Genomic DNA, 21,475 nt, shown 5'->3' with positions numbered 1-21,475 from the left:
GTGCGTCAGGGCCGAAGGTCCCCCCTCGGCTCCTCCGCCTGCTCGTCCGCCTGCTCCTCCGCGGCTCCCGCGAGTGGGGGATGGTGAGCGATGGGGACGGGCTTCCGATCCACAGGTGGAGTGCGGTCGTCGCGAAGCGCAGCTCCTACGCTCACACGCGCGTCGTGGAAGCGACGGCCGGAGATCGAGGCCGGAACGAGGCGGACGAGAATCGCCTTCTCCGTCGGATGTGCGGGGAGGATGGCCGAGAGCGGGGCGTCGTCGAGGAGTCGGACGGCCGAGGCCACCGCGCGGACCACGACACTCCAGCGGAAGACGCCGTCGTTTCCGTCCGCCTCGAACGCCACGGCCGGCGCCCTCGTCAGGTCCATGTGCTTCGCCCCGAGCGCCGTGCGGAAGTACACGTGGCCGGCGTGCACCGCGTAGGTGACGGGGAACACGTCCGGGGAGCCGTCGGTGCCCTCGACGGCGAGACGGCCGACGTCCGCCCGCTCGAGCAGCCGCCAGCACTCCGCCGTCGACAGTTCCTCGACGAACTCGTCGTGTCGGTTCATGAGCCCTCCCCTATTCGTTGTCCCTCCGGTGTTCGCCGCTGCGCTCGCGGCGGCGTCCGGTCGCTCCGATCGACGGCGGCCCCACGTCCACTCGGCGACGGCGGGAAGGTCCTCACCGTGCTCGCGCGTGCACGCACGCGCCTCGAGGCGCGCGTCGACCATCCGCTGCCGGAGTGTCGCGTAACGGGCAGCGAGCCCGGGGACGCGGTCGAGGACGTCGATCACGAGCCGGAAGCGATCGAGGTCGTTGAGCATCACCATGTCGAACGGCGTCGTGGTCGTGCCTTCCTCCTTGTATCCACGGACGTGGAGCAGGGAGTGGCCGTTGCGGCGGTAGGTGAGACGGTGGATGAGCCAGGGGTAGCCGTGATACGCGAAGATGACGGGGCGATCACTCGTGAAGACGGCGTCGTACTCGCCGTCGCTCAGCCCGTGCGGGTGCTCGCCCTCGCTCATGAGTCGCATGAGATCGACCACGTTCACGACCCGCGTGCGCAACTCGGGGATCTCCTCCCGGAGGATCGATGCGGCCGCGAGGACCTCGAGCGTGGGCACATCCCCGGCGCACGCGAGGACGACGTCCGGTTCCTCGCCGGCGACCTCGGTGCCGGCCCACTCGAAGATGCCGAGGCCCCTCGTCATGTGGGCGATCGCCTGCTCCATGGTCAGCCAGTTGAAGGTCGGCTGCTTCCCGGCGACGACGACGTTGACATAGTCGACGCTGCGAAGGCAGTGGTCGTAGGTGGAGAGGAGCGTGTTCGCGTCGAATGGCAGGTACACGCGCACGACGTCGGCCTTCTTGTTGACGACGTGATCGATGAAGCCCGGGTCCTGGTGCGAGAGCCCGTTGTGATCCTGCCGCCAGACGTGTGAGGAGAGCAGGTAGTTGAGTGAGGCGATGGGTCGACGCCAGGGGATGCCCGCACTCACCTTCAGCCACTTGGCGTGCTGATTGAGCATCGAGTCGACGATGTGCACGAAGGCCTCATACGTGTTGAAGAGGCCGTGCCGACCGGTGAGCAGGTAGCCCTCGAGCCATCCCTGGCACTGATGCTCACTGAGCATCTCCATCACTCGCCCCGAGCGCGCGAGGTGCTCGTCCGACGGCAGATACCCGGCGTTCCACTGCTTGTCGGTCACATCGAGCACGGCTCCGAGCCGGTTCGAGGCGGTCTCATCCGGTCCGAAGATGCGGAACGTCGTGGGGTTCGATCGGGCGACCTCGGCGAGCCACCGCCCGAGCACACGCGTCGGTTCGTCGACCGTCGCACCCGGGGAGGGGACGTCGACCGCGTGGTCACGGAAGTCCGGAAGGACGAGGTCACGCTTCAGGACGCCCCCGTTGGCGACGGGGTTGGCGCTCATCCGAAGATCGCCGTCCGGGGCGAGATCCGTGATGCGTTGGACCGGTGCGCCACTGTGGTCGAACAGCTGCTCCGGGCGATACGACCTCAGCCAGTCCTCGAGGATCTGGAGGTGCTCAGGGGTGTCCCGGGCGCTCGCGAGCGGGACCTGGTGGGAGCGCCAACTGTTCTCGGCCGCGTGACCGTCGATGGTCGGCGGGCAGGTCCAGCCCTTCGGGGTGCGCAGCACGATCATGGGCCATGCCGGGCGCCCCTCGAGCGTGCCCTCCCTGGCCACGCGCTTGATGCTCGCGATGTGATCGAGCACCTCGTCGAGGGTGTCGGCGAACCGCCGGTGTACGGCCGCCGGGTCCTCGCCGTCGAACCCGCCGGACACGAGGTAGGGAGTGTGGCCGTACCCCCTCATCAGTTCCATCAGTTCGTGCTCGGGGATGCGAGCGAGCACCGTGGGGTTCGCGATCTTGTAGCCGTTGAGGTGCAGGATCGGGAGTACGACGCCATCGCTGACGGGGTCGATGAACTTGTTGCTGTGCCAACTCGTGGCGAGGGGCCCCGTCTCGGCCTCGCCGTCGCCGACGACCGCGGCCACCAGGAGATCCGGGTTGTCGAACGCGGCACCGTAGGCGTGCGACAAGGCGTATCCGAGCTCGCCGCCCTCGTGGATCGACCCCGGCGTCTCGGGCGACGCGTGGCTCGGGATCCCGCCGGGGAAGGAGAACTGGCGGAACAGTGCCCGAAGTCCCGACTCGTCCGGCCCGATCTCGGGGTTGAGCTCCGTGTAGGTGCCGTCAAGGTAGGCGTTCGCGACCATGCCGGGCCCGCCGTGCCCCGGTCCCGTGATGTAGATCGTCGACATGGCGCGTTCGCTGATCACACGATTCAGGTGGGCGTATATGAGGTTCAGCCCGGGCGTCGTCCCCCAATGCCCGAGGAGGCGCGGCTTGATGTCCTCCCGCGTGAGCGGTCGACGCAGCAGCGGGTTGTCGAGCAGGTAGATCTGACCGACGGAGAGGTAGTTGGCGGCTCTCCACCACGCGTCGATACGGTCGAGGTCCGCATCCGACGGTGGAGTGGCGATCGGACGCGCGAACGCTCCGGAGGAGGGCGTCGTCGTCGCGGGGTCCGTCGGCGTTACGGGGGACGAGTGTGTCACCGTCATTCGTGTTCTCCCTCGGGGGCGCTGCGCGCCGTCGCATCAGGCCGGGGCGGGAGCCCGCCATCGGCAGTCGCCGGGGTCATGGCTTCGATCCGCTCCGCTCGGTCCGAGGAGTCGGGGACGATGAGCACCGGTACCGGGGAGTGTCGGATGACGGCCTCGGTCGCGGAGCCGAGGAGGAGACCGGCGAAACCGCCGTGTCCCCGAGCACCCATGACGACGGCTCGCGCCCCGCGAGCGGCCTCGAGGAGGACGGGTGCGGCAGGGCCCTCTCGAGTCAGCAGGGCGGTCCCGGGCGGCAGCGAGCGACCGAGGACGCGAGTGGCCGAGCGGTGGAGGTTCTCACGGGCGTCGTCCTCGGGTGACCAGGCGGGCGGAAGCGATCGTCCGCCGACGAACGATGCCGGCTTCCTCCAGGCGATCACGACGTGGAGCGGGCTGCCGAGCAGGTGGGCGGCGTCGCCGGCGATCCGGAGAGCCTCGAGCGACGCAGGCGACCCGTCGACTCCGACGACGATCGGCCGTTCGTCAGTGGTTGAGAGGCTCCGCAGCACGACGTCCTCCGGGCCGCGCGTGATGAGGACCGGGCACGGAGAGTGCCGAGCGACGGCCTCGCTCACGGAGCCCAGCAGCAGCCCGGCGAAACCGCCGTGGCCGCGACTCCCCACGACGAGGAGCGAGGCGTGCCGAGCGGCGGCGATGAGGACCGGTGCCGGCGCGCCGGGACGGGTGGAGGACGAGAGGTCGTCCGGCGACGCGGCACCGAAGGCGGTCGACAGGGTGGCGGAGAGGTCGTCGCGGGCCTGGGCCTCCGGAGACCAGTCGAGCATCGTCGCGTAGCCGTCGTAGGCCACGCTGGGGTACTGCCACGCGAGGACCGCCCGGAGCGGGGCCCCGGTGAGTTCCGCGACGCGGCCCGCCGTCCGGAGCGCGATGATGGACTCGGTAGAACCGTCGACGCCGACGATGATCGGTCGAGGGTGAGCCGTGATCGGGCCCTCCTCGCCGAGGGGCGCCGTGAAGCCGTCTGTCGTGGTCATTCCGGCAGTCTCCTCGCGGCGTGATCCCGCGCACAGGGTCGAACGTCCTCCCGGTCGGACCCGCCGAGTGATCGCGTGGCGACGTAGGCGCGAGCGGTCATGGCGAGCGACTCGCCCCACCGTCGCGCGCCATCCTGCTCATTCCCGCTGAACATCGCACGGGGGAGCAGCAGGACCCCGGCCGGCCTCCGCCCAGGTGGTCTGGGAGGTGCGGTGGGAGCCCGCGCGGGGCAGAGCGCGGCGTCGACGGTCGTACTCGCCGTATCGTCCGTTCCGGCCGTTCCCCCCGTGCTGGCCCTCGGTGTTGCTGCACGTGCGGCGACGACGAGCTCGTCGCCGCCGCACGGCTTGGTCTCGGCGACCCACGGCATCACGTCGTCTTCGCACACGTGCGCGAAGACGCCTCCCCGGCGGATGCCGTCGGCAAGGACCTCGGCGAGCGGGCGTGTACCCGGCTCGTGGGGGTCGACGAGGATCCGAGCACGCACCATGTCGGATCACACCGCCGGGACGATGACCACGGGGCACACGGAGTGCGCGGCGACGGCCGCCGTCACCGAACCCATGGTGAGACCGGAGAACCCTCCGCGGCCGCGGCGGCCCAGCACGACGGTGTGGGCGGTCGCGCTCAGGGCGACGAGCGCCTTCGCGGGCAGGGAATGCACGGTCCGAGGCCGCACTCGTGCCGGTCGAGCCGAGCCGAACGCCGTGTGCAGCGCGTCATCGAGCGTGCGTCGCGCCTCCGGCTCCGGCGACCACTCCGACGGCGGAAGGAAACCGCCGGCGAAGATCGACGGCCACTCCCACGCCGAGATCACGTCGACGGGGAGATCCAGGGCATCACCCAACGCGACGGCGTAGCGCAACGCGGCGATCGAGGTCGCGGATCGATCGACGCCGACGACGATGGGTTTCCCGCCCGACCCGGTCGCCGTACCGGTCTGCTCGGGTCTGTTCTCGCGTGCCATGGGTCCAGTGCACCACCGGGCGCGGCACTCATGCAGGGTCGAAGGTCCCGTGTGCTCGGCGGCCTGTCGGGATGATCGGTGCCTCTTGGGATGGTCGTCGGCCTACCGGGCGGGAGATCGACGGGACTCCGGACGCGTCGGGACGGGACCACTCGTGAGCGCCGTGACCCCGTCGCTCACCACGGCTGTCGGCACGCCGATGTTGAGGAGGACGTCGTGCGTCACGCGACCGACGGCGGCGGGCGCCGACACGGCTTGGGACCGCCCGACGACGAGCAGGGCCGCTCGCGCCGACGCGCGGACGAGCGCCGGCGCCGCCGGGCCGTGGACGACTCGCGAGCGGATGGTGAGACCCGGGTACATGCTCTCGGCGCGACGGCGGGCGGCCTCGAGAGACGCGACGGCCCTGTCCCGCTCACGATCCGCATCGCGTAGGTGCTCTCCACGCGCGACCGGGATGGAGCGGACGATCACGAGTTCGTCTCCGAGGTCGTGGGCCTCTCGCGCGGCGAAGACGAGCGCCGCGCGCCCGTCGGGCGAGTCGTCGAGACCGACGACGACGCCCCGCGCCGTCGACTCCGGGACGGCCGGCACGACGATGACGGGGCTCATCGACGCCGCCACGAGCTGCAGTGAGCGGGACCCGAATGACGACCCGCGGAGGAACCCCGTCTTGTGCGACCCCACGACGATCGCACCGACGTCCGGGTACGTCCTCGAGATCGCCCATACCGGGTCCCCGACGGTGAGAGCGGTCTCGATCTCCGTATGGGGCGCGACTGCGGCCGCTGACAACCGCTCGGTGGTGAGGAGCTCCTCACCTCGGAGGTCCGGATGCCCCGTCGTCGACCGCTCGGCGGCACCGTCGACGACGTGCACGACGACGAGCCGGCGCCCCGATCGCTCGGCGCACCGTGCCGCCCACTGCAGCGCCGCACGTGACGGCTGCGAGCCGTCTACCCCCACCACGAGCGTGTTGTCCATCTCGACCTCCGTGCCGTACCGGGGTGGAGTCGTCGTGACGACGGGCGACGACCACCCACCGGATCCCAGTGTCACGCGCGGCTCGTCGAGCGGGCAGGGTCGAACGTCCCGGTCGCGCAGCGCGAGATCGTGGGAGGCGTCACCCCGACGCGGTCGTCCCACTCGCTCACCGAGAAGTCCGTCGAGAAGAGCACGGCGAGGGCCTCTCGTCGCGCTCGTTCCGAGTGGGTCGCGTGCGGGACGGAGCCGCCCCCGTCGAGGCGCGACTCCGCCGCGGTCACCGACACGAGGTGACTGAGGTCCGCGTCGGGGTCCTGGGCGAGCTCGGCGGCTCCCGCCACCCGGAGGCGGTGGCTGCCGGCGAGGCGGGAGAGCGTCATGAGGCGTTCGAGCACCGCTCGTCCCGCTCCAGCCGGAAAGGTGACGATCGTGCGATTGCCTTCCCCGAGGCTCGCGACGGCGGACGCCATCGTGTCCCCGATCGATGCGAGAGGGGACACGCACAAGATGACGGTCCCCCGCGCGAACCGCGCTGCCGGTGCTGCGGCCTGCGCTGCCGGCGGTGTCGTGCTCGCGTCGACGGACGGCAGCGATGTCGCACGGGCAGCGGCAGCGGGGACGGGAGAATCGAGCAGGTGAGGCACGGCTGTCCTTTCAGGAGGGTCTGAAGCAGTCTGAACGGAAGGCGAGCAGGGCCACAGGGACCTTGGTCCCACCGCTCGCGATCCGGACGGATAACACGAGCGACGGCCCTGCGACAATGGGGGGCGTCCGGCCGGGGCGCCTCCTAGCGTTGAGGCCACCGAGCGGCGCGTGCGCCGTTGCGGGAGAACGACACCACCGCACGCGATGACGGAGGACGAATCATGACGACAGACCAGTACACCTTCGACGACCCGACGACGCGTTACCCGTCGATCAGCCCCTCCTCCGGCGAGGACCAGCCGGAGCCAGGCCTCGACGCCGAACTCGGCACGAAGGCGGACCTCGGAGAATTGACCTACCGCGGCACGGGTCGGCTCGAGGGTCGCAAGGCCATCGTGACGGGCGGAGACTCGGGCATCGGCGCCGCGACGGCGATCGCCTTCGCTCGTGAGGGCGCCGACGTGCTCATCTCCTACCTCCCCGAGGAGGAGGAGGACGCCCAGCGCATCGTGGGCTTCATCGAGGAGGCGGGCCGCAAGGCCGTCGCCTTCCCCGGCGACCTCAAGGACCCCGCGTATTGCGAGGCGATCGTGACGCGTGCCGTCGAGGAGTTCGGCGGTCTCGACATCCTCGTCAACAACGCCGGGAAGCAGATCGAGCAGGAGTCGCTCGAGGACATCGACGACGTCCAGCTCGAGGACACCTACGAGACGAACATCCTCGCGATGTTCCGCGTCACGCGTGCCGCCCTCACGCACCTGCCCGCCGGGTCGACGATCATCAACACGACGTCGATCCAGGCGTACAACCCGTCGCCGACGCTCGTCGACTACGCGTCGACGAAGGCCGCGATCAACAACTTCACGAAGGGACTCGGGCAGCAGCTCGCGCCGAAGGGCATCCGCGTGAACGCCGTCGCCCCCGGCCCGATCTGGACGCCGCTGCAGGTCTCCGACGGGCAGCCGAAGGAGGACCTGCCCGACTTCGGCAAGAGCGTCCCGCTCGGTCGTGCCGGTCAGCCCGCCGAGCTCGCCCCCGCATTCGTGTTCCTCGCCTCGCCCGAGTCGAGCTACGTCGTGGGCGAGACCCTCAACGTGAACGGCGGCAGCCCGACCCCGTGATCCACCGATCACGATCCACCGCGGCGGGGCGTCCATCGTGACCCGCGACGACGACCGACACGCGCAGCAGCCGCTGCGCGTGTCGGTCGTCGTACCCGTGAAGGACGACGCGGAGCACCTGCGGACGTGCCTCGCGGCCCTCGCCGAGCAGACGGTGCCCCCGTTCGAGATCATCGTCGTCGACAACGGCAGCCGTGACGACAGCGCTCTCGTGGCGGTGTCCGGGGGAGCGAGCGTCGTCGCCGAGCCGACTCCGGGGATCCCGGCCGCCGCGAGCGCCGGCTACGACTCCGCGCTCGGCGACGTCATCGCGCGCCTCGACGCCGACTCGATCCCGCCGACGGAGTGGGTGGAGCGCATCGCCCGTCACTTCGAGGCGGATCCCGCGCTCGGCGCCGTCACGGGCCCCGGCGTCTTCTCCGAGCTCCGCGGCGCCTCCCGCGTGCTCGCTCGCACGTTCTACATGGACGCGTACTTCGTGCTCGTCGGAGCGGCGCTCGCGCACTGGCCCGTGTTCGGCTCCAACTTCGCCATGCGCAGTGACGCGTGGCGTCGGGTGCGCTGTTCCGTGCACCGCGACGACCCGGAGGTCCACGACGACATGGATCTCAGCGTCTTCCTCGGCCGTGCGCACTTCATCCGCCTCGACCGCGACCTCGCCGTCCCCATCTCGGCGCGGCCGTTCGGCGATGTGCGCTCGATGTGGAAGCGCAACCGCCGGGCGTTCCACACGCTCCGCGTCGGTGGACGGGCGGCGTCCTCGGTGCGCCGCTGGCGTGATCGACTCGTCCGGACGCGGTAACGCCCCCCGGGCCCTCGTCATCCTCCCGGCCGAGCGGAACGGTACCCGCGGGTGAGGCGATCGGGGCGCGGGCCTCCTAGGCTGGCACCACGCGTGTGTCGACCCGGGTCGGTGATCCGGCGACCGGATGCGCGGGGGAGGATCGGATGGACCTGGCGCTGCTCGTCGAGCGGCTGCGGAACTGGCGGCTCCGGGTCGACGTCTTCGTCGCCGCGGTGGTCGTGATCCTCGCGCTCGATCCGCCCGTCGAGGTGGATCGTGCCATGCCGATCGTCGCGATCCTCGCGGGCGTCGGCATCGTGGCGCGGAGTGTGAGCCCGTCCGTCGCGCTCATCTCCGTCTGGTTCATGGCCGGCTCGCAGATGATCGTCAACGAGCGACCCGGGTTCGCCGCCATCGCGATCCTGCTCGTGCTCTACTCGTCCGCACGCGTCGGGAGCGTCATCGAACTCGCCGCTTCGGCCGCATCCGTCGTGATCGGCGGCGTCATCGCCACGAACTACCTCATGGCGGGGACGCGCTACGCCATCATCGCGTTCAGCTCCTCGGGGTGGAGCGCCCTCGCACTCATCGCGCCGACCGTCGTGCTCGCCGCCGCGTGGCTCGCGGGCTTCGCCGTGCGGTCGTTCCGCGGGCAACTGCGCGAGTCGGAACGGCGGGTGATCGCGGAGGATCGGACCGAGCAGGCGCTGAGCGCCGCCGAGGCCGAGAAGGTGCGCGCCGACATGGCTCGCGACGTGCACGACATCGTCGGACACTCGCTCGCCGTCATCATCGCGCAGGCGGACTCCGTGCAGTTCCTGGACGACGTCGGCCGCGTCCGAGCGGTCTCTGCGACGATCGCCGACACGGCACGGCGGTCGTTGCACGAAGTGCGCGAGGTCCTGAGCGGCACGACCCCGGGAGAAGCCGAGGAGGAGCCGCCCGACCTCGACACCCTCGTCGAGCAGATCCGTGCCGCGGGGGTGACGGTCGAACGAACGGTGCGCGGCGAGCAGCGACCTCTCGACGCGAGCCACTCCGTCGTCGTCCGTCGCGTCGCGCAGGAGATGCTCGCGAACGCGCTCCGGCACGGCGACCCGGGTGCCCCGATCGTTCTGCGCGAGGTGTGGCGGTCGAACGACGTCGTCGTCGAGGTCGAGAACCGCGCGATGGCCGAGGCGACCCCCGACAGCGCCGGTCGCGGCACGGGATCGGGCATCGCGGGGATGCGGCAGCGCCTCGCCGCCGTCGGCGGTTCTCTCGAGGCCGAGGCGGTCGACGGCGTCTTCTCCGCACGTGCCCGCATCCCCCTGCGCACCGGAGTCGGGACGGTGACGCCGTGATCCGCGTCATGCTGGTCGACGACCAGGAGCTGTTCCGCGGAGGGGTGCGCGTCGCTCTCGACGCCCAGCCCGACATGGAGGTCGTGGGCGAGGCCGGCGACGGTCGAGAGGCCGTCGCCCTCATCGACGAGGTCCGACCGGACGTCGTGCTCCTCGACATCCGGATGCCCGTGATGGATGGTGTGGAGACGGTGCGCACCCTCTTCGACGGGTCGCGCTCGTCGCTGCCCCGCGTCATCGTGCTCACGACGTTCGCGCTCGATCGTGCGGCGGCCACCGCCATCCGTCACGGCGCGAGCGGTTTCGTGCTGAAGGACGCGACGCCGGCCTTCCTCGCCGCCGCGATCCGCGCGGTCCACGCAGGGAGTACCGTGCTCGCAGCCGACGAACTCGGCGAACTGTTCGCGACCGACGTCCTGGCAGCGCCCGCGGCCCCGCCGCCCGCCGAGTATCGGGAACTGAGCGCACGCGAGCAAGCGGTGTTCCGGCTCGTCGCGCGCGGCCTCTCGAACGCCGAGATCGCCGAGCGCGAGTTCGTGAGCGAATCGACGGTGAAGACGCAAGTGAGCAGTATCCTCGCGAAACTCGCGCTCCGGGACCGCGTCCAGATCGTCGTGTTCGCACACGACCACCGTCTCGTCGACTAGGTACAGGGCGCCGTCCGATCGTCTCGTCAGAGAGCCGCGCCGCAGCGGAAGACCTCGGCGGCGAGGGCATCGACCGCCGCCCGCGCGTCTGTCGATGCGGCTCCGGGCGGCGTGTCCTCCGCCCAGATCGTGAAGGCGATCGTGGTGCCGTCCGCCGCGTCCGCGATCCCCGCGAGTCCCGACATGTCGCTGAGGGTGCCGGACTTCGCGCGGATACGGCCGGCGGCGTCGGCATTCTCGGTGGAGAAGCGGCCGTCCTCCGCGAGGGTGCCCGTCCGACCCGCCACCGCGAGCCCCTCATCGACGACCGACAGGTCGTCCCGGTGCCGTGCGATCTCCACGAGCAGGCGCGTGACGAACGCAGCAGGCACGGCGTCGTCCCTGCTCAGGCCGGAGCCGTCGGCGAGCCGCAGATCGTCGACGGGGAGGCCGAGGTCGGCGAGCGCTCCAGTCGTGCCGGCGTCGATCGCCTCGAAGTCGCTCCCCGCACCGCGCTCGATCGCGACGAGCCGCGCGAGCGATTCCGCGAGCGTGTTGTCCGAGTGCGTGAGCAGGTGGCGGACGAGGTCCCGCACGGGGGCTGAGTGAACGGACCCGAGCCGTTCGGCGTCATCGGGAGCATCCACGAGCCCGCCCACGGTCACGTCGGAGCCGAGCAGTGCGGCGAATGCGGTGGCGGCGCGGCCGACGGCCGAGTCGCCGCGCGGCGAGTACGCGCGGGTCGGGTCGTCGCGGTCACCGTCCACCATGAGGGCCGTGATGTTCGACACCGATCCCGACGTGCGCGCGGAGTCGGGCCAGCCCGGTTGCCACGCCGGCCCGGAGAAGAGACCCGCGTCGACCTCGAGACGACGGACGGGGACGCCCGCGAGCCGCGGATCGCGCGACCGGGCGTCGAGCACCTGCCGGGCGAGGTCGTCGAGGTGGGGAGCGCCCGGATAGACGGATTCCTGGCCGCTCGGGAGCCGGCTGAGAGTCGGGTCACCACCGCCGACGAGTACGACGGTGTCCACCTCGGTCCCCTGGACGACCCGGGTCTCGATGGTCGTGTCCCCGCCGAGGGTCGCGACGGCTGCGGCCGCCGTGAGCAACTTCATCGTGCTTCCCGTCGCCGCCGCATCGCCGCTCCGGATGCCGACGAGCTGCTCGCCGCTCGAGACGTCGCGGGCGTCGAGGTGCAGAGTCCCCGACGACCACGAACCGACCGCGTCGTCGATCCGGCACTCCCCGGCCGGCGCCACGAATGGGTCGGTGGGCGACATCGAGCCTGCCGGGAACGGGGACCAGTCGTTCACGGTCACCATGGTCGCCCCGACGATCGCGAGGAGGGTGGCCCCGACCACGGCGGTGGTCCGGCGCACCCGTCGTCGCCTCGTCGCTTCGGTCTTCCGTTCGCGTTCTCGACTGCTCACACCTCGACGCTACGGATCCGTGAGTCGCGGCACCTCGGTCGCACGGACATGACGCGTCATCCCCGAGACGGAATCCGTATCAGCCCTTGACGGCTCCCGAGGTGAGGCCCTGGACGATGTACTTGCTCGCGAACGCGAACATCACCATCGTGGGGATGATGGTGAGGACCGCTGCAGCGGACATCGATCCCCAGTCGATGTTGTAACTCGTGATGAACCCGTTGAGAGCCGTCGGTACGGTTTTGTTGGCGTCCGAGGTCATGAGCGTGACCGAGAGGAACAGTTCGTTCCAGCAGCTCACGAAGTTGAAGATGAAGGCCGCGACGATACCCGGCGTCATGATCGGCACGAGCACCCGGAAGAGGGCGCCGATGCGACTGCAGCCGTCGATCATCGCGGCCTCCTCGAGGGCGTCCGGGACGTTCTCGAAGAATCCGCGCAGCATGATCGTCGAGAACGGGATGCACATCGCGATGTAGACGAGCACGAGGCCGCTGCGATCGTTCACGAGCCCGAGGTTGACCATGAGCTGGTAGAGCGGACCGAGCGCGATGAAGCCCGGGATCATCTGGGTGACGAGGAACGCCATGAGCACGGCGCTCTTCGCGCGGAACTCGAAGCGCGCGATGACGTACCCCGACAGCAGCGAGATGAGCGTCACGAGCGTCGCGGCGACGACCGAGACGATGATGCTGTTCGTCAGGTACGTGCCGAAGTTCGACACCGCGAAGAGGTTGACGAAGTTCTCGAGCGAGAACGTCTGCGGCCAGTACTCCACCGGGAACGCGTAGATGTCGCGACGCGGCTTCACAGCCGTGACGACGATCCAGTAGAGAGGGAAGAGGGTGATGACGAGCCAGATGGCGAGAGCGACGATCCGGACGGTCTTCCCGGTGCGCGATTGCGTCGTGATCATCGGTACGCCTCCTTCTTCTCTCGCGTCGCGAGCAGATAGAACACGGCGAAGATCGCGAGGACGAGCATGACGATGAGCCCGAGGGCGCTCGCCCGGCCGTATTCGCCCTGCTGGGTGATCGAGATCATGTAGCTCGTCACGATGTGGGTCCGCCCGCCCGGGCCGCCGCCGGTCATGCCGAAGATGAGGTCGGGGAAGTTGAAGATCCAGATCGTGCGCAGCAGCACGGTGAGGGCGAGCGTCGTCCGGATGTAGGGGACCGTGACGTGCCAGAAGGAGCGCACCTTGCCGGCGCCGTCGAGGGCCGAGGCCTCGTAGAGTTCGTCCGGCACCGATTGGAGCGCCGCGAGGATCATGATCGCGAAGAACGTGACGCCGTACCAGACGTTCGCGATGATGACGGCGGGCATCGCGAGGGCGGGAGTCGCGAGCCAGGGGAGTGGACTGTCGACGAGGCCGCTCCGCATGAGGAGGTCGTTGATGACGCCGAACTCGCTGTTGAACATCCAGCGGAACAGGACACCGATGAGGAAGCCGGAGACCGCCCACGGGAAGAACACGAGCGCCTGGTAGATGCCGCGGAACCGGAACTTCCGACGCATCCACAAGGCGAGGGCGAAGCCGATCACGAACTGGGGGACGATCGACCCGATGACCCAGACGATCGTGTTGCCGACCGTGCTGTAGAAGAGCGGATCGGAGAGCACGACGCGGAAGTTGTCGAGTCCCGTCCACGGCTGTTCCGCGACGTTGTAGATCGTCCACGTCCTGAACGCGCCGAGGCTCCCGGAGAGCATCGGGTAGTAGGTGAACACCGCGACGATGACGAATGCCGGAGCGAGGAACGCCGCGATCGTGAGCGCGCGGCGCCGGGTGAAGGCGCGGCGACGGGAGGCGGGGGGCCGTGAGGGCCCATCCGCCGGAGCGGCGAGCGGTGTCGCCCGCCGCTCCGGGAGGGTGGTGGTCACGGTCTCACTTCTCCGATGCGTACTTCTCCGACCAGTACTCGTCCCACCCGGCGAGAACGTCCTCCGGGGTGGACTCGCCGAGCAGCATCGACTGCAACTCGCGGTCGGCCTTCTTCTCCCACTCGGTCCACCATTCGACGGCGCGCGGCTGCACGACGTTCATGTAGGTGTCCGGGTCGGTGTTCATCGAGACGTACGTCGCCCAGGGACCCTCGGCGAAGTAGGGGTCCTCTTGCGCCGCGGTGACGATGGGGACGAGGGAGTTGCCCTTGGCGAAGGTGAGGGGAGCGTCGCCGGACGAGAGGTACTCGACGAGGGCGACGGCCTCCTCCTTGTGCTCGCTCGACTCGGCGACGCCCCAGCCCGCCGAGGCGAGCGGCTGCGCGGCCTTGCCGGAGGGCCCGACGAGGAGCGGGGTGGTGCTCCACTGGCCCTCTTCGAGCGTCGAGTCGTCGCGGATCGTCGCGATGACCTCGGGGTCCTGGAGGAGGAAGGCGGTGGAGCCGGATGCGAAGCCCTGCACCATCTCGGGGTAGCCCCACGCGATCGACGAGGGCGGCGAGCCGTTCTCGAAGAGCTCGAGGTAGTCCGTCATCGCTTCCTCGGCCTCGGGCGTTGCGAAGACCGTGGAGCCGTCCGGAAGCAGGAACGCGTTCTCCGGGTCGATCTCGTCGGCGGCGTAGGCCGTGATGATCGCGGCGGCGTTCGACGCCCCGTTCGTGCCGCCGCGGAACGCGTAGCCGTATTGGTTCGACGAGGGATCGTTGATGGCGGAGGCCATCTCGATCATCTCCTCCCAGCTGTGCGGGGGCTCGTCGAAGCCCGCCTCCTCGATGAGGTCGGTGCGGTAGAAGAGGCTGAGGCCGTAGAAGCCGTAGGGGATGAGGTAGGTCGGCCCCTCCTCGTTCGCGAAGGACTTCGCGTTCTCGGTGAGGGCGTCCCAGCCGTCCCAGTCGGCGAGGTCGCCGTTCATGTCGTAGAGCCAGTCGTTCGCGGTGAAGGGACCGACGGTCGAGTCCTGGACCTCGAGGACGTCGACGCCGTTTCCCGCCTGCAGCATCTGCTGCAGGGTCGAGAGGGCCTGCTCGTTGGGAGGGGACACGAGCTCGACGGTGACGCCCGGGTTCTCCTCCTCGAAGCCCGCGATGAGTTCCTTGAGGATCTTCTGGCGGGCGGGGTTCGTCAGGGTTTCGACCATCTGCAGGGTGACGTCGGAGCCGTCGCCGCTGCTCGAGCCCGAACACCCGGTGAGGGCGAGGGCGCCGGCGGCGAGCATCGCCACGAACGCCGGTGTGCGGTTCTTCATGTGTTTCCTCCGTGCTGTCGAGAGTGCGGTGGGAGTGGGGTGGGGGAACGAAGCAGAGGGGCCGGAACGGAGGCCGGTCAAGCCGTCGCGGACGTCGGCACGGGTACGGCCCGAGCCGCGAGGGTGTCGAGGGACGCGTCGGGGTCGGCCGAGCGCGCGGCATGCAGGGCGGCGACGGCGGGCACGCCGGTCTCGACGAAGCGCGCGTAGTCGTCCGCCGTGTTGTAGAGGTGGGCCGAGAGGCGCAGGAAGCCGCGGCCGCGCCACGAGGTCGTCGCAGTCTGGAAGCCGAGCCGCGCGAAGACGCGGTGCAGCATGTGGGCGTCCTCCGGCGTGCTCACGACCCCCGGGGGCAGCTCGACGAGTCGCAGTGCGGGAGCGTGCACGGGCATATCGACGTGGGCGCGGACCCCCGTCGCCTCCTCGAGTGCCGACGCGACCGTGGCCTCGGCGTGGGCGGAGAGCGCCGACACGTACTCGCGCATCGTGTCCCAGCCGAACTCCTCCTCGATCGTGTGCAGTGCATGGGGAGCCGAGAGGATGGCTGTGAGGTCGACCGTGCCCTGCGTGTCGAAGCGCTGGGGGAACGGATCCGGTGCTCCCCACGAGTCGATGAGCGGGAAGAGGTCGTTCGCGACTCGAGGGGAGACGACGACGGCGGCGGTTCCTGACGGTGCGCATGCCCACTTGTGCAGGTTGCCGACCCAGTAGTCGGCGTCGATGCCGTCGGCGGGTCGGGGATACAGTGCGGGGGCGTGGGCGGCGTCGACGAGGAGCGGGACGCCGAGCGCGTCGAGGCGTGCCGAGATGGCCGCGACGGGGAAGACCCGCGCCGTCGCCGAGGCGATCTGGTCGACGATCACGAGCGCCGTCCGATCGGTCGTGGCACCCGACACGGCGGAGACGACGTCGTCGTCCGAGGAGTCGAGATCGAGCGGGACCATCGTGATGCTGCCACCGACCCGGCGGACGGCGCGCTCGGCCGCCATCCGGACCGCGCCGTAGATGTGGTCCGTGACGATGATCTCGGCGCCGGGCTCGAGCTCGAGCGACTGCAGGACCACGGTCACGCCGGCGCTCGCGTTGGGGACGATCGCGGTGAGCTCCGCGGGCGTGCCGAGGAAACGTGCGATCTGCTCGCGGGCCTCACCGACGCGCACCGGAGCGGTGGAGAACCAGGCTCCCGGTCCGCTGTTCATGAGGGTCACGAGGGACACGTGGTGCTCGATGGTCGCCGTCGGGACGGCGCCGTACGATCCGTGGTTGAGGTGGACGACGTCTCGCGCGAGACTCCACGAGTCCCGGGCCGGACGGCCGTCTCGGGACAGGATGGCGGCCGGAGCCTGGGGGTGGTCGAGCGCGAGGGGCATGAAGAGCCTTCCCGAGAAGTCATCTGATCTCTTGGGCTCGAATGAGCTTACGGATACGGTAGTGACGACGGCGCGTCTTGTAAACAACCGATTCCGCGGGGACGTATCCGGGCGGGAGGGGAGAGCGTCAGGAAAGTCATCAGATGAGTGAGGTGGAAGGCGCGAGCCTCTACGATGACAGTCACACGAAAGGTCGCCCATGACGGTGATGAAGACGGCTCTCGACGGGCTTCGCCACATGATCTCCTCGGGGGAGCTCGGACCGGGCCAGAGATTTCCTCCCGAGGCCGAGCTCTGCAGTCGTCTCGACGTGTCCCGAAGCTCCCTCCGCGAGGCCGTCCGTGTCCTCGATACGCTCGGGGTCATCGAGGTGCGCCATGGATCGGGCACCTACGTGTCCCGGCTCGATCCGGCCGACGTGGTGCGCGGGTTCTCGCTCACGGTCGACCTGCTCCCGCTCGACGGTCTCCTGCAGCTCTTCGAGATCCGTCGTGTGCTCGAGGGCAACGCCGCGGCGCAGGCCGCCGCCCGTGCCCCGGAGGGACTCGTCGAGCGGCTCACTGCCCTGTGCGACGCCATGGAGGCGAGTGGTGACGTCTCGACCGTCGCCGAGCTCGACGACGAATTCCACGAGGCGATCTCGGTCGCGGCGGGGAACCCCACGGTGACATCGCTCATCGCCGTCTTCCGCTCGCGCGGTCGCCACTACAAGATCTTCGATTCCGACCCCGCCGCGCCCGTCAAGCGGACGAGCGACGAGGGGCACCGAGCGATCGTCGAGGCGATCGCGCGCCGCGATCCGGCGGCCGCCACGGCGGCGGCCGCATCACACGTCGCACGGACCGAGTTCTGGCTGTCGACGCTGCAACCGGCGCCCGAGAACTGAGGGCGGCGGGCGAGCGCTGCCGTCGTCCGGTGGGGGCCGTCAGCTCTGAAGGGTCGGATCGGGGAAGAGCGTCTCGACGGAGGGCTTCCGTCGGCGGGACCGGGCCCATACGACGAAGCCGAAGAGCGTGAACGCCCCGTAGAAGACGTACATGAAGCCGGAGGCGTAGTAGCCGGCACTGAAGAGCAGGGGCACGCCCACGAGGTCGACGGCGACCCAGATGAGCCAGAACTCGACCCAGCCCTTCGCCATCCCGTAGGTCGCGAGCAGGGAGCCGACGAAGATCCACGCGTCCGCCCACACGGGTTCGTACGATCCGAGCGCGCGGAACAGCGGCGTGAGGAGGGCGGTGCCGCCCACGAGGGCGACGACGAGGAACACCCGATTCCGCCACCCGGCCCAGTGGGGTTCGACGGCCGTGCCGCCGTTTCGGCTCGCAGTCCGCCACCGGTACCAGCCGTAGATCGACACGGCGATGAACATGATCTGCCGCCCGGCCTGGCCGAGGAGATTCACGGGATTCGGGGTGTTGAAGACGGCGCCCAGGAAGACGGTCAGGAGGAGGAGGTTCCCCACGATCCCGATCGGCCACGCCCAGACCTTGCGGCGCATGCCCCCGAGAGCGCTCAGGAGCCCGAAGACGTTGCCGAGCACTTCGCGCCAGAGGATCGCCTGGTCACCGATGCGCAGTTGCGCATCGAACAGCCACAGTATGAACTCCACCCCGCCCCTAACGCGCCCGCCGCCGGAACCCTTCCCGGCCTTCCCGGTCCCCTCCCACCCTAGGGTCGCGCCCGCCGCCCCCCGCTCTCCCCCTTAAACACTTCCGATGTGCACGAAAATTCGTGCACATCGGAAGTGTTCAGGGGGGTCAGCGGGGGGTGACGCCGTGGAAGCGGAGCGTGACGAGCTGGAAGGGGCGGAGGGAGAGGGTGAGCGTGTCGTCGTCCGCGACGAGCGCCTGCTGGTCGACGTCGCGCTCGAGGAGGTCCGTCTCCGTGACTGACGCGAACGCGAAGCCCGCCGTCACACGCGAGCGCGCCTTCGAACCACGCGCCTCGTAGAGGCGGACGACGACGTCGCCGCTCCGGTCCTCCGCGAGCTTCACGGCCTCGACGACGACCGCGGTGTCGTCGACCGTGAGCACCGGCGCGATCTCGTCGGCCCCGGTGATCTCGCGCGGCGGGATGTTCAGGCGGTAGCCCTCCGCTGCGGCGTCGAGCACGTCGGCTCCCACGCGGATCGACGTGCGGAGGACGTGGCGGCCCTGATCGGCGTGCGGGTCCGGGAACGTCGGTGCCCGGAGGAGCGACTCACGCACGAGCGTCGTCGTGCCGCCATCGCCGCCCCGGTCCACCTCGCGGGTCGAGCGGGTGATGTCGTGGCCGTACGTCGAGTCGTTCGCGACGGCGACTCCGTAGCCCGGCTCGCCGACGTGCACCCAGCGGTGTGCGCTCGTCTCGAAGCGCGCTGCGTCCCACGACGTGTTCGCGTGCGTCGGACGGTTGATGTGCCCGAACTGGATCTCGCTCGACGCGCGCTCCGCGTGCACGTCGAGGGGGAATGCGAGCTTCAGGAGCTTCTGCCGCTCGTGCCAGTCGACGTCCGTCGTGAGGTCGAGCGTCGGCCGGTCGGCCGCGAGCGCGAACTCCTGCACGAACGTGCTCTCGCCGTGCGATCGCGTGACGCGCACGACGGCCCGCCGCGCGTCCTCCGACACCACCTCGATCGCATCGACCACCGTGATGGCGGAACCGTGCCGCTGGTAGTGCACGTCGATGTCCCACGCATCCCACTGAGCGGGGGTGTCGCGGTAGATCCAGAGTTGGCCCGCGCGCTCGCCGGGGGCGACGAGTTCACGCTCGGCCACGACGTCGAACAGGGAGGAGACGAGCCCCTCGCCGTCGATGACGACTCGGAGCAGACCGTTGTCGAGCGTGATGTCGTCGCCGGAACGGTCGACGCGCACCCCGTCCGCATCGGTGCCCGCGGACGCCGAGCCGCCGCCCAGTGCGGGGACGCCGTCGACGCCGTAGGGGCCGGCGTTCGCGAGCAGGACGTTCTCTCCCGCGCCGGCGAGAGCTGCGAGCGACCGCTCGACGATGCCCTCGAGCACACCGGCGACGCGCTCGTAGTGCGCCTCGGCGACCTCGTACACCCAGGCGATGGAGGATCCCGGGAGGATGTCGTGGAACTGGTTCAGCAGGACCGTGTGCCACGCCTCGTCGAGTTCCGCCCACGGGTACTCGAGGCCCGCGCGGATCGACGCGGCGGTCGCCCACAGCTCCGCCTCGCGCAGCAGGTGCTCGCTGCGGCGGTTGCCGCGCTTCGTGCGCGCCTGCGACGTGTAGGTGCCGCGGTGGAACTCGAGGTAGAGCTCGCCCGACCAGACGGGCGGCTTCGGCAGCTCGGCCTCGGCGCGTTCGAAGAACGACAGCGGGCTCGCCATCTCGACGGTGGGGGAGCCCTCCAGGCTCTTCGTGCGCTCGGCCGCCGCGACCATCTCGCGCGTCGGTCCGCCGCCGCCGTCGCCGTAGCCGAAGGGCACGAGCGACGCGTTCGCGTCACCCTTCTCCTTGTACTGGCGCTGCGCCCGGTGGAGGTCCTCGGCGGAGAGGACCGCGTTGTAGGTGTCGACGGGCGGGAAGTGCGTGAAGACGCGGGTCCCGTCGATGCCTTCCCACGCGAACGTGTGGTGCGGCATGACGTTCGTCTCGTTCCACGACGGCTTCTGCGTCAGGAAGTACCGCGACCCGGACGCGCGCACGATCTGCGGCATCGCGGCGGAGTAGCCGAAGGAGTCGGGCAGCCAGACCTCGGGGGTGTCGATGCCGAACTCGCGGAGGAAGAAGCCCTTCCCGGCGACGAACTGCCGCGCCATCGCCTCACCGCCCGGGAGGTTCGTGTCGGACTCGACCCACATGCCGCCGACGGGGACGAAGCGGCCCTCGAGGACGCGCTCACGGATGCGGGCGAAGAGGTCCGGGTAGAACTCCTTCATCCACGCGAACTGCTGCGCCGACGAGCACGCGAAGAGGAACTCGTCGTTCTCGTCCATGAGGGCGAGGACGTTCGAGAAGGTGCGGGCGCACTTGCGGATCGTCTCGCGCACGGGCCAGAGCCACGCGGAGTCGATGTGGGCGTGGCCGACCGCGACGAGGCGGTGCGCCGACGCGTACGCGGGGGAGGCGAGGAGCGGTGCGAGGACATCACGACCCGCTTGTGCGGTCCCGGCGACGTCGTCGGGGTCGACCGCGTCGATGACCCGCTCCAGCCCGCGCAGGATCTCGGCGCGGCGCGGGAGCTCGTCGCCGAGTTCGCGCCACAGGCCGTCGAGCGTCCAGATGTCCTGCGCGAGCTCCCAGACCGTCACATCGCGGAGGGCGACGTCCATGATCCGGGTGCGGTAGAGGGGCTCGTCACCCGACGTCGCGAGGTCGCCGAGGTGGGTCGGCGCGTACACCGACTCGCCCTGCACGTCGGGGTTCGACGCCGCCTCGACGTACAGGTCGATCGCGTCGCCCGGCCCGAGTCGCAGCGGGACGGCGTTGTTCATCGGTTCGACGGCCTTCACGATGTTCCCGTCGGTGTCCCAGACGAGCCCCTCGGCCTGGAAACCGGGGTGTCCCGTCACGAAGCCGAGGTCGAGGAGGAGCTCGATCGCCGTCCCCTCGGTCGTCCACTCCGCCGGGATCGTTCCCGTGAGGTGGAACCACGTCGTACCCCAGGGGCGGCTCCACTCCTCGCCCACCGTGAACGGGCGGAACTCCTGGCCGACCGCGTCGGAGAACGGCACGGGCTCGCCCGGGACGTCCCATGCGGTGACGGTGAGGGGCTCGCGCTCGCGGTAGATCGCCGGAGTCACACGTTCCGACACGAAGCGGCGGATGCGGAGGTCGACGAAGCTGACGGGATCTGGCATGAAGAGGATTCCTTCTGTGAGGGGCGTCGGTCGATGATCGACGCGCCAGGGGCGGGTGTCGTGCAGGAGTGGACGGATGGGGAGAACGG

18 protein-coding genes and 1 pseudogene are annotated in these 21,475 nt (G+C 70.0%); 5 read left to right on the top strand and 14 right to left on the bottom strand.

Translation table 11 applies throughout. The features are described 5' to 3' along the window. Positions 1-5: 5 nt before the first annotated feature. From ELQ92_RS16640 to ELQ92_RS13110, 7 genes and pseudogenes are all read right to left on the bottom strand, one after another. Positions 6-554 carry a pyridoxamine 5'-phosphate oxidase family protein gene (locus tag ELQ92_RS16640; protein WP_243695045.1) on the bottom strand — a complete coding sequence of 183 codons (549 nt, stop codon included), beginning with the start codon at positions 552-554 and terminating at the stop codon, positions 6-8. 21 nt (positions 555-575) lie between these two features. Beyond that, positions 576-3,077, bottom strand: a pseudogene (locus ELQ92_RS13135) (phosphoketolase family protein); the annotation flags it as partial. Next, a complete protein-coding gene (locus ELQ92_RS13130) occupies positions 3,074-4,114 on the bottom strand; it encodes a universal stress protein (RefSeq protein ID WP_128499730.1) in 1,041 nt (346 codons plus the stop codon). The gene ELQ92_RS13130 and the pseudogene ELQ92_RS13135, both read right to left, overlap by 4 nt. Beyond that, positions 4,111-4,605, bottom strand: a complete 495-nt coding sequence (locus tag ELQ92_RS13125) for a hypothetical protein (protein ID WP_128499728.1) — start codon at positions 4,603-4,605, stop codon at positions 4,111-4,113. Before ELQ92_RS13125 ends, ELQ92_RS13130 begins: the two co-directional genes overlap by 4 nt. A gap of 6 nt (positions 4,606-4,611) precedes the next feature. Beyond that, complete coding sequence (locus ELQ92_RS13120; RefSeq protein WP_128499726.1) at positions 4,612-5,082, bottom strand: universal stress protein; 471 nt, start codon at positions 5,080-5,082, stop codon at positions 4,612-4,614. A gap of 102 nt (positions 5,083-5,184) precedes the next feature. Next, the gene (locus ELQ92_RS13115) at positions 5,185-6,141 is read right to left on the bottom strand and encodes a universal stress protein (RefSeq protein ID WP_128499724.1); all 957 of its coding nucleotides are present in this window, start codon (positions 6,139-6,141) and stop codon (positions 5,185-5,187) included. Continuing rightward, positions 6,138-6,710, bottom strand: coding sequence for a hypothetical protein (locus tag ELQ92_RS13110; RefSeq protein WP_128499722.1), 573 nt, complete (start codon positions 6,708-6,710; stop codon positions 6,138-6,140). The genes ELQ92_RS13115 and ELQ92_RS13110 overlap by 4 nt, the downstream gene beginning before the upstream one ends. Positions 6,711-6,932: 222 nt before the next feature. On the opposite strand from ELQ92_RS13110, the gene ELQ92_RS13105 reads away from it, so the two are divergent. The 4 genes from ELQ92_RS13105 (at position 6,933) to ELQ92_RS13090 (ending at position 10,606) form a co-directional block, all read left to right on the top strand. Further along, the gene (locus ELQ92_RS13105; RefSeq protein ID WP_128499720.1) at positions 6,933-7,832 is read left to right on the top strand and encodes an SDR family oxidoreductase; all 900 of its coding nucleotides are present in this window, start codon (positions 6,933-6,935) and stop codon (positions 7,830-7,832) included. A 37-nt stretch (positions 7,833-7,869) separates the two neighbouring features. Continuing rightward, complete coding sequence (locus ELQ92_RS13100; protein ID WP_208004386.1) at positions 7,870-8,634, top strand: glycosyltransferase family 2 protein; 765 nt, start codon at positions 7,870-7,872, stop codon at positions 8,632-8,634. A gap of 146 nt (positions 8,635-8,780) precedes the next feature. Next, positions 8,781-9,959, top strand: a complete 1,179-nt coding sequence (locus ELQ92_RS13095; protein WP_128499718.1) for a sensor histidine kinase — start codon at positions 8,781-8,783, stop codon at positions 9,957-9,959. Then, positions 9,956-10,606: a response regulator gene (locus ELQ92_RS13090; RefSeq protein WP_128499716.1), complete on the top strand. Its 651-nt coding sequence runs from the start codon at positions 9,956-9,958 to the stop codon at positions 10,604-10,606. The genes ELQ92_RS13095 and ELQ92_RS13090 overlap by 4 nt, the downstream gene beginning before the upstream one ends. Before the next feature lie 26 nt (positions 10,607-10,632). Here ELQ92_RS13090 and ELQ92_RS13085 read toward each other — a convergent pair whose 3' ends face one another. From ELQ92_RS13085 to ELQ92_RS13065, 5 genes are all read right to left on the bottom strand, one after another. Then, complete coding sequence (locus tag ELQ92_RS13085; RefSeq protein ID WP_243695031.1) at positions 10,633-12,018, bottom strand: D-alanyl-D-alanine carboxypeptidase/D-alanyl-D-alanine-endopeptidase; 1,386 nt, start codon at positions 12,016-12,018, stop codon at positions 10,633-10,635. 79 nt (positions 12,019-12,097) lie between these two features. After that, entirely contained in the window at positions 12,098-12,934 is an 837-nt protein-coding gene (locus tag ELQ92_RS13080; protein ID WP_128499714.1) for a carbohydrate ABC transporter permease, read from the bottom strand. Next, entirely contained in the window at positions 12,931-13,902 is a 972-nt protein-coding gene (locus tag ELQ92_RS13075; protein ID WP_128499712.1) for a carbohydrate ABC transporter permease, read from the bottom strand. Before ELQ92_RS13075 ends, ELQ92_RS13080 begins: the two co-directional genes overlap by 4 nt. A gap of 4 nt (positions 13,903-13,906) precedes the next feature. Continuing rightward, the gene (locus ELQ92_RS13070; RefSeq protein ID WP_128499710.1) at positions 13,907-15,208 is read right to left on the bottom strand and encodes an ABC transporter substrate-binding protein; all 1,302 of its coding nucleotides are present in this window, start codon (positions 15,206-15,208) and stop codon (positions 13,907-13,909) included. 77 nt (positions 15,209-15,285) lie between these two features. After that, positions 15,286-16,578 (bottom strand): aminotransferase class V-fold PLP-dependent enzyme, encoded by a 1,293-nt coding sequence (locus tag ELQ92_RS13065; RefSeq protein WP_128499708.1) that lies wholly within the window; start codon positions 16,576-16,578, stop codon positions 15,286-15,288. Positions 16,579-16,777: 199 nt separating this feature from the next. Here ELQ92_RS13065 and ELQ92_RS13060 point away from each other — a divergent pair, with 199 nt between their 5' ends. Then, on the top strand, positions 16,778-17,464 hold the full coding sequence (locus ELQ92_RS13060; RefSeq protein WP_128499706.1) for a FadR/GntR family transcriptional regulator: 687 nt from the start codon (positions 16,778-16,780) through the stop codon (positions 17,462-17,464). Positions 17,465-17,503: 39 nt separating this feature from the next. Here ELQ92_RS13060 and pnuC read toward each other — a convergent pair whose 3' ends face one another. Then, the gene (gene pnuC / locus ELQ92_RS13055; RefSeq protein WP_128499704.1) at positions 17,504-18,187 is read right to left on the bottom strand and encodes a nicotinamide riboside transporter PnuC; all 684 of its coding nucleotides are present in this window, start codon (positions 18,185-18,187) and stop codon (positions 17,504-17,506) included. Between the two features lie 148 nt (positions 18,188-18,335). Beyond that, entirely contained in the window at positions 18,336-21,386 is a 3,051-nt protein-coding gene (locus tag ELQ92_RS13050) for an alpha-mannosidase (protein WP_128499702.1), read from the bottom strand. Positions 21,387-21,475: the final 89 nt, after the last annotated feature.

Source organism: Labedella populi (assembly GCF_004078655.1).
Taxonomy (GTDB): domain Bacteria; phylum Actinomycetota; class Actinomycetes; order Actinomycetales; family Microbacteriaceae; genus Labedella; species Labedella populi.
The sequence above is the reverse complement of the archived record's forward strand: the minus strand, read 5'-3'. Positions and strand labels throughout refer to the sequence as shown.

What these genes read in the sequence shown, in the direction of transcription:
- ELQ92_RS13050 (WP_128499702.1), bottom strand. Translation starts at nt 21,386, where the DNA reads ATGCCAGATCCCGTCAGCTTCGTCGACCTCCGCATCCGCCGCTTCGTG.
- ELQ92_RS13125 (WP_128499728.1), bottom strand. Translation starts at nt 4,605, where the DNA reads ATGGTGCGTGCTCGGATCCTCGTCGACCCCCACGAGCCGGGTACACGC.
- ELQ92_RS13065 (WP_128499708.1), bottom strand. Translation starts at nt 16,578, where the DNA reads ATGCCCCTCGCGCTCGACCACCCCCAGGCTCCGGCCGCCATCCTGTCC.
- ELQ92_RS13095 (WP_128499718.1), top strand. Translation starts at nt 8,781, where the DNA reads ATGGACCTGGCGCTGCTCGTCGAGCGGCTGCGGAACTGGCGGCTCCGG.
- ELQ92_RS16640 (WP_243695045.1), bottom strand. Translation starts at nt 554, where the DNA reads ATGAACCGACACGACGAGTTCGTCGAGGAACTGTCGACGGCGGAGTGC.
- ELQ92_RS13130 (WP_128499730.1), bottom strand. Translation starts at nt 4,114, where the DNA reads ATGACCACGACAGACGGCTTCACGGCGCCCCTCGGCGAGGAGGGCCCG.
- ELQ92_RS13060 (WP_128499706.1), top strand. Translation starts at nt 16,778, where the DNA reads ATGACGGTGATGAAGACGGCTCTCGACGGGCTTCGCCACATGATCTCC.
- ELQ92_RS13120 (WP_128499726.1), bottom strand. Translation starts at nt 5,082, where the DNA reads ATGGCACGCGAGAACAGACCCGAGCAGACCGGTACGGCGACCGGGTCG.
- ELQ92_RS13080 (WP_128499714.1), bottom strand. Translation starts at nt 12,934, where the DNA reads ATGATCACGACGCAATCGCGCACCGGGAAGACCGTCCGGATCGTCGCT.
- ELQ92_RS13070 (WP_128499710.1), bottom strand. Translation starts at nt 15,208, where the DNA reads ATGAAGAACCGCACACCGGCGTTCGTGGCGATGCTCGCCGCCGGCGCC.
- ELQ92_RS13105 (WP_128499720.1), top strand. Translation starts at nt 6,933, where the DNA reads ATGACGACAGACCAGTACACCTTCGACGACCCGACGACGCGTTACCCG.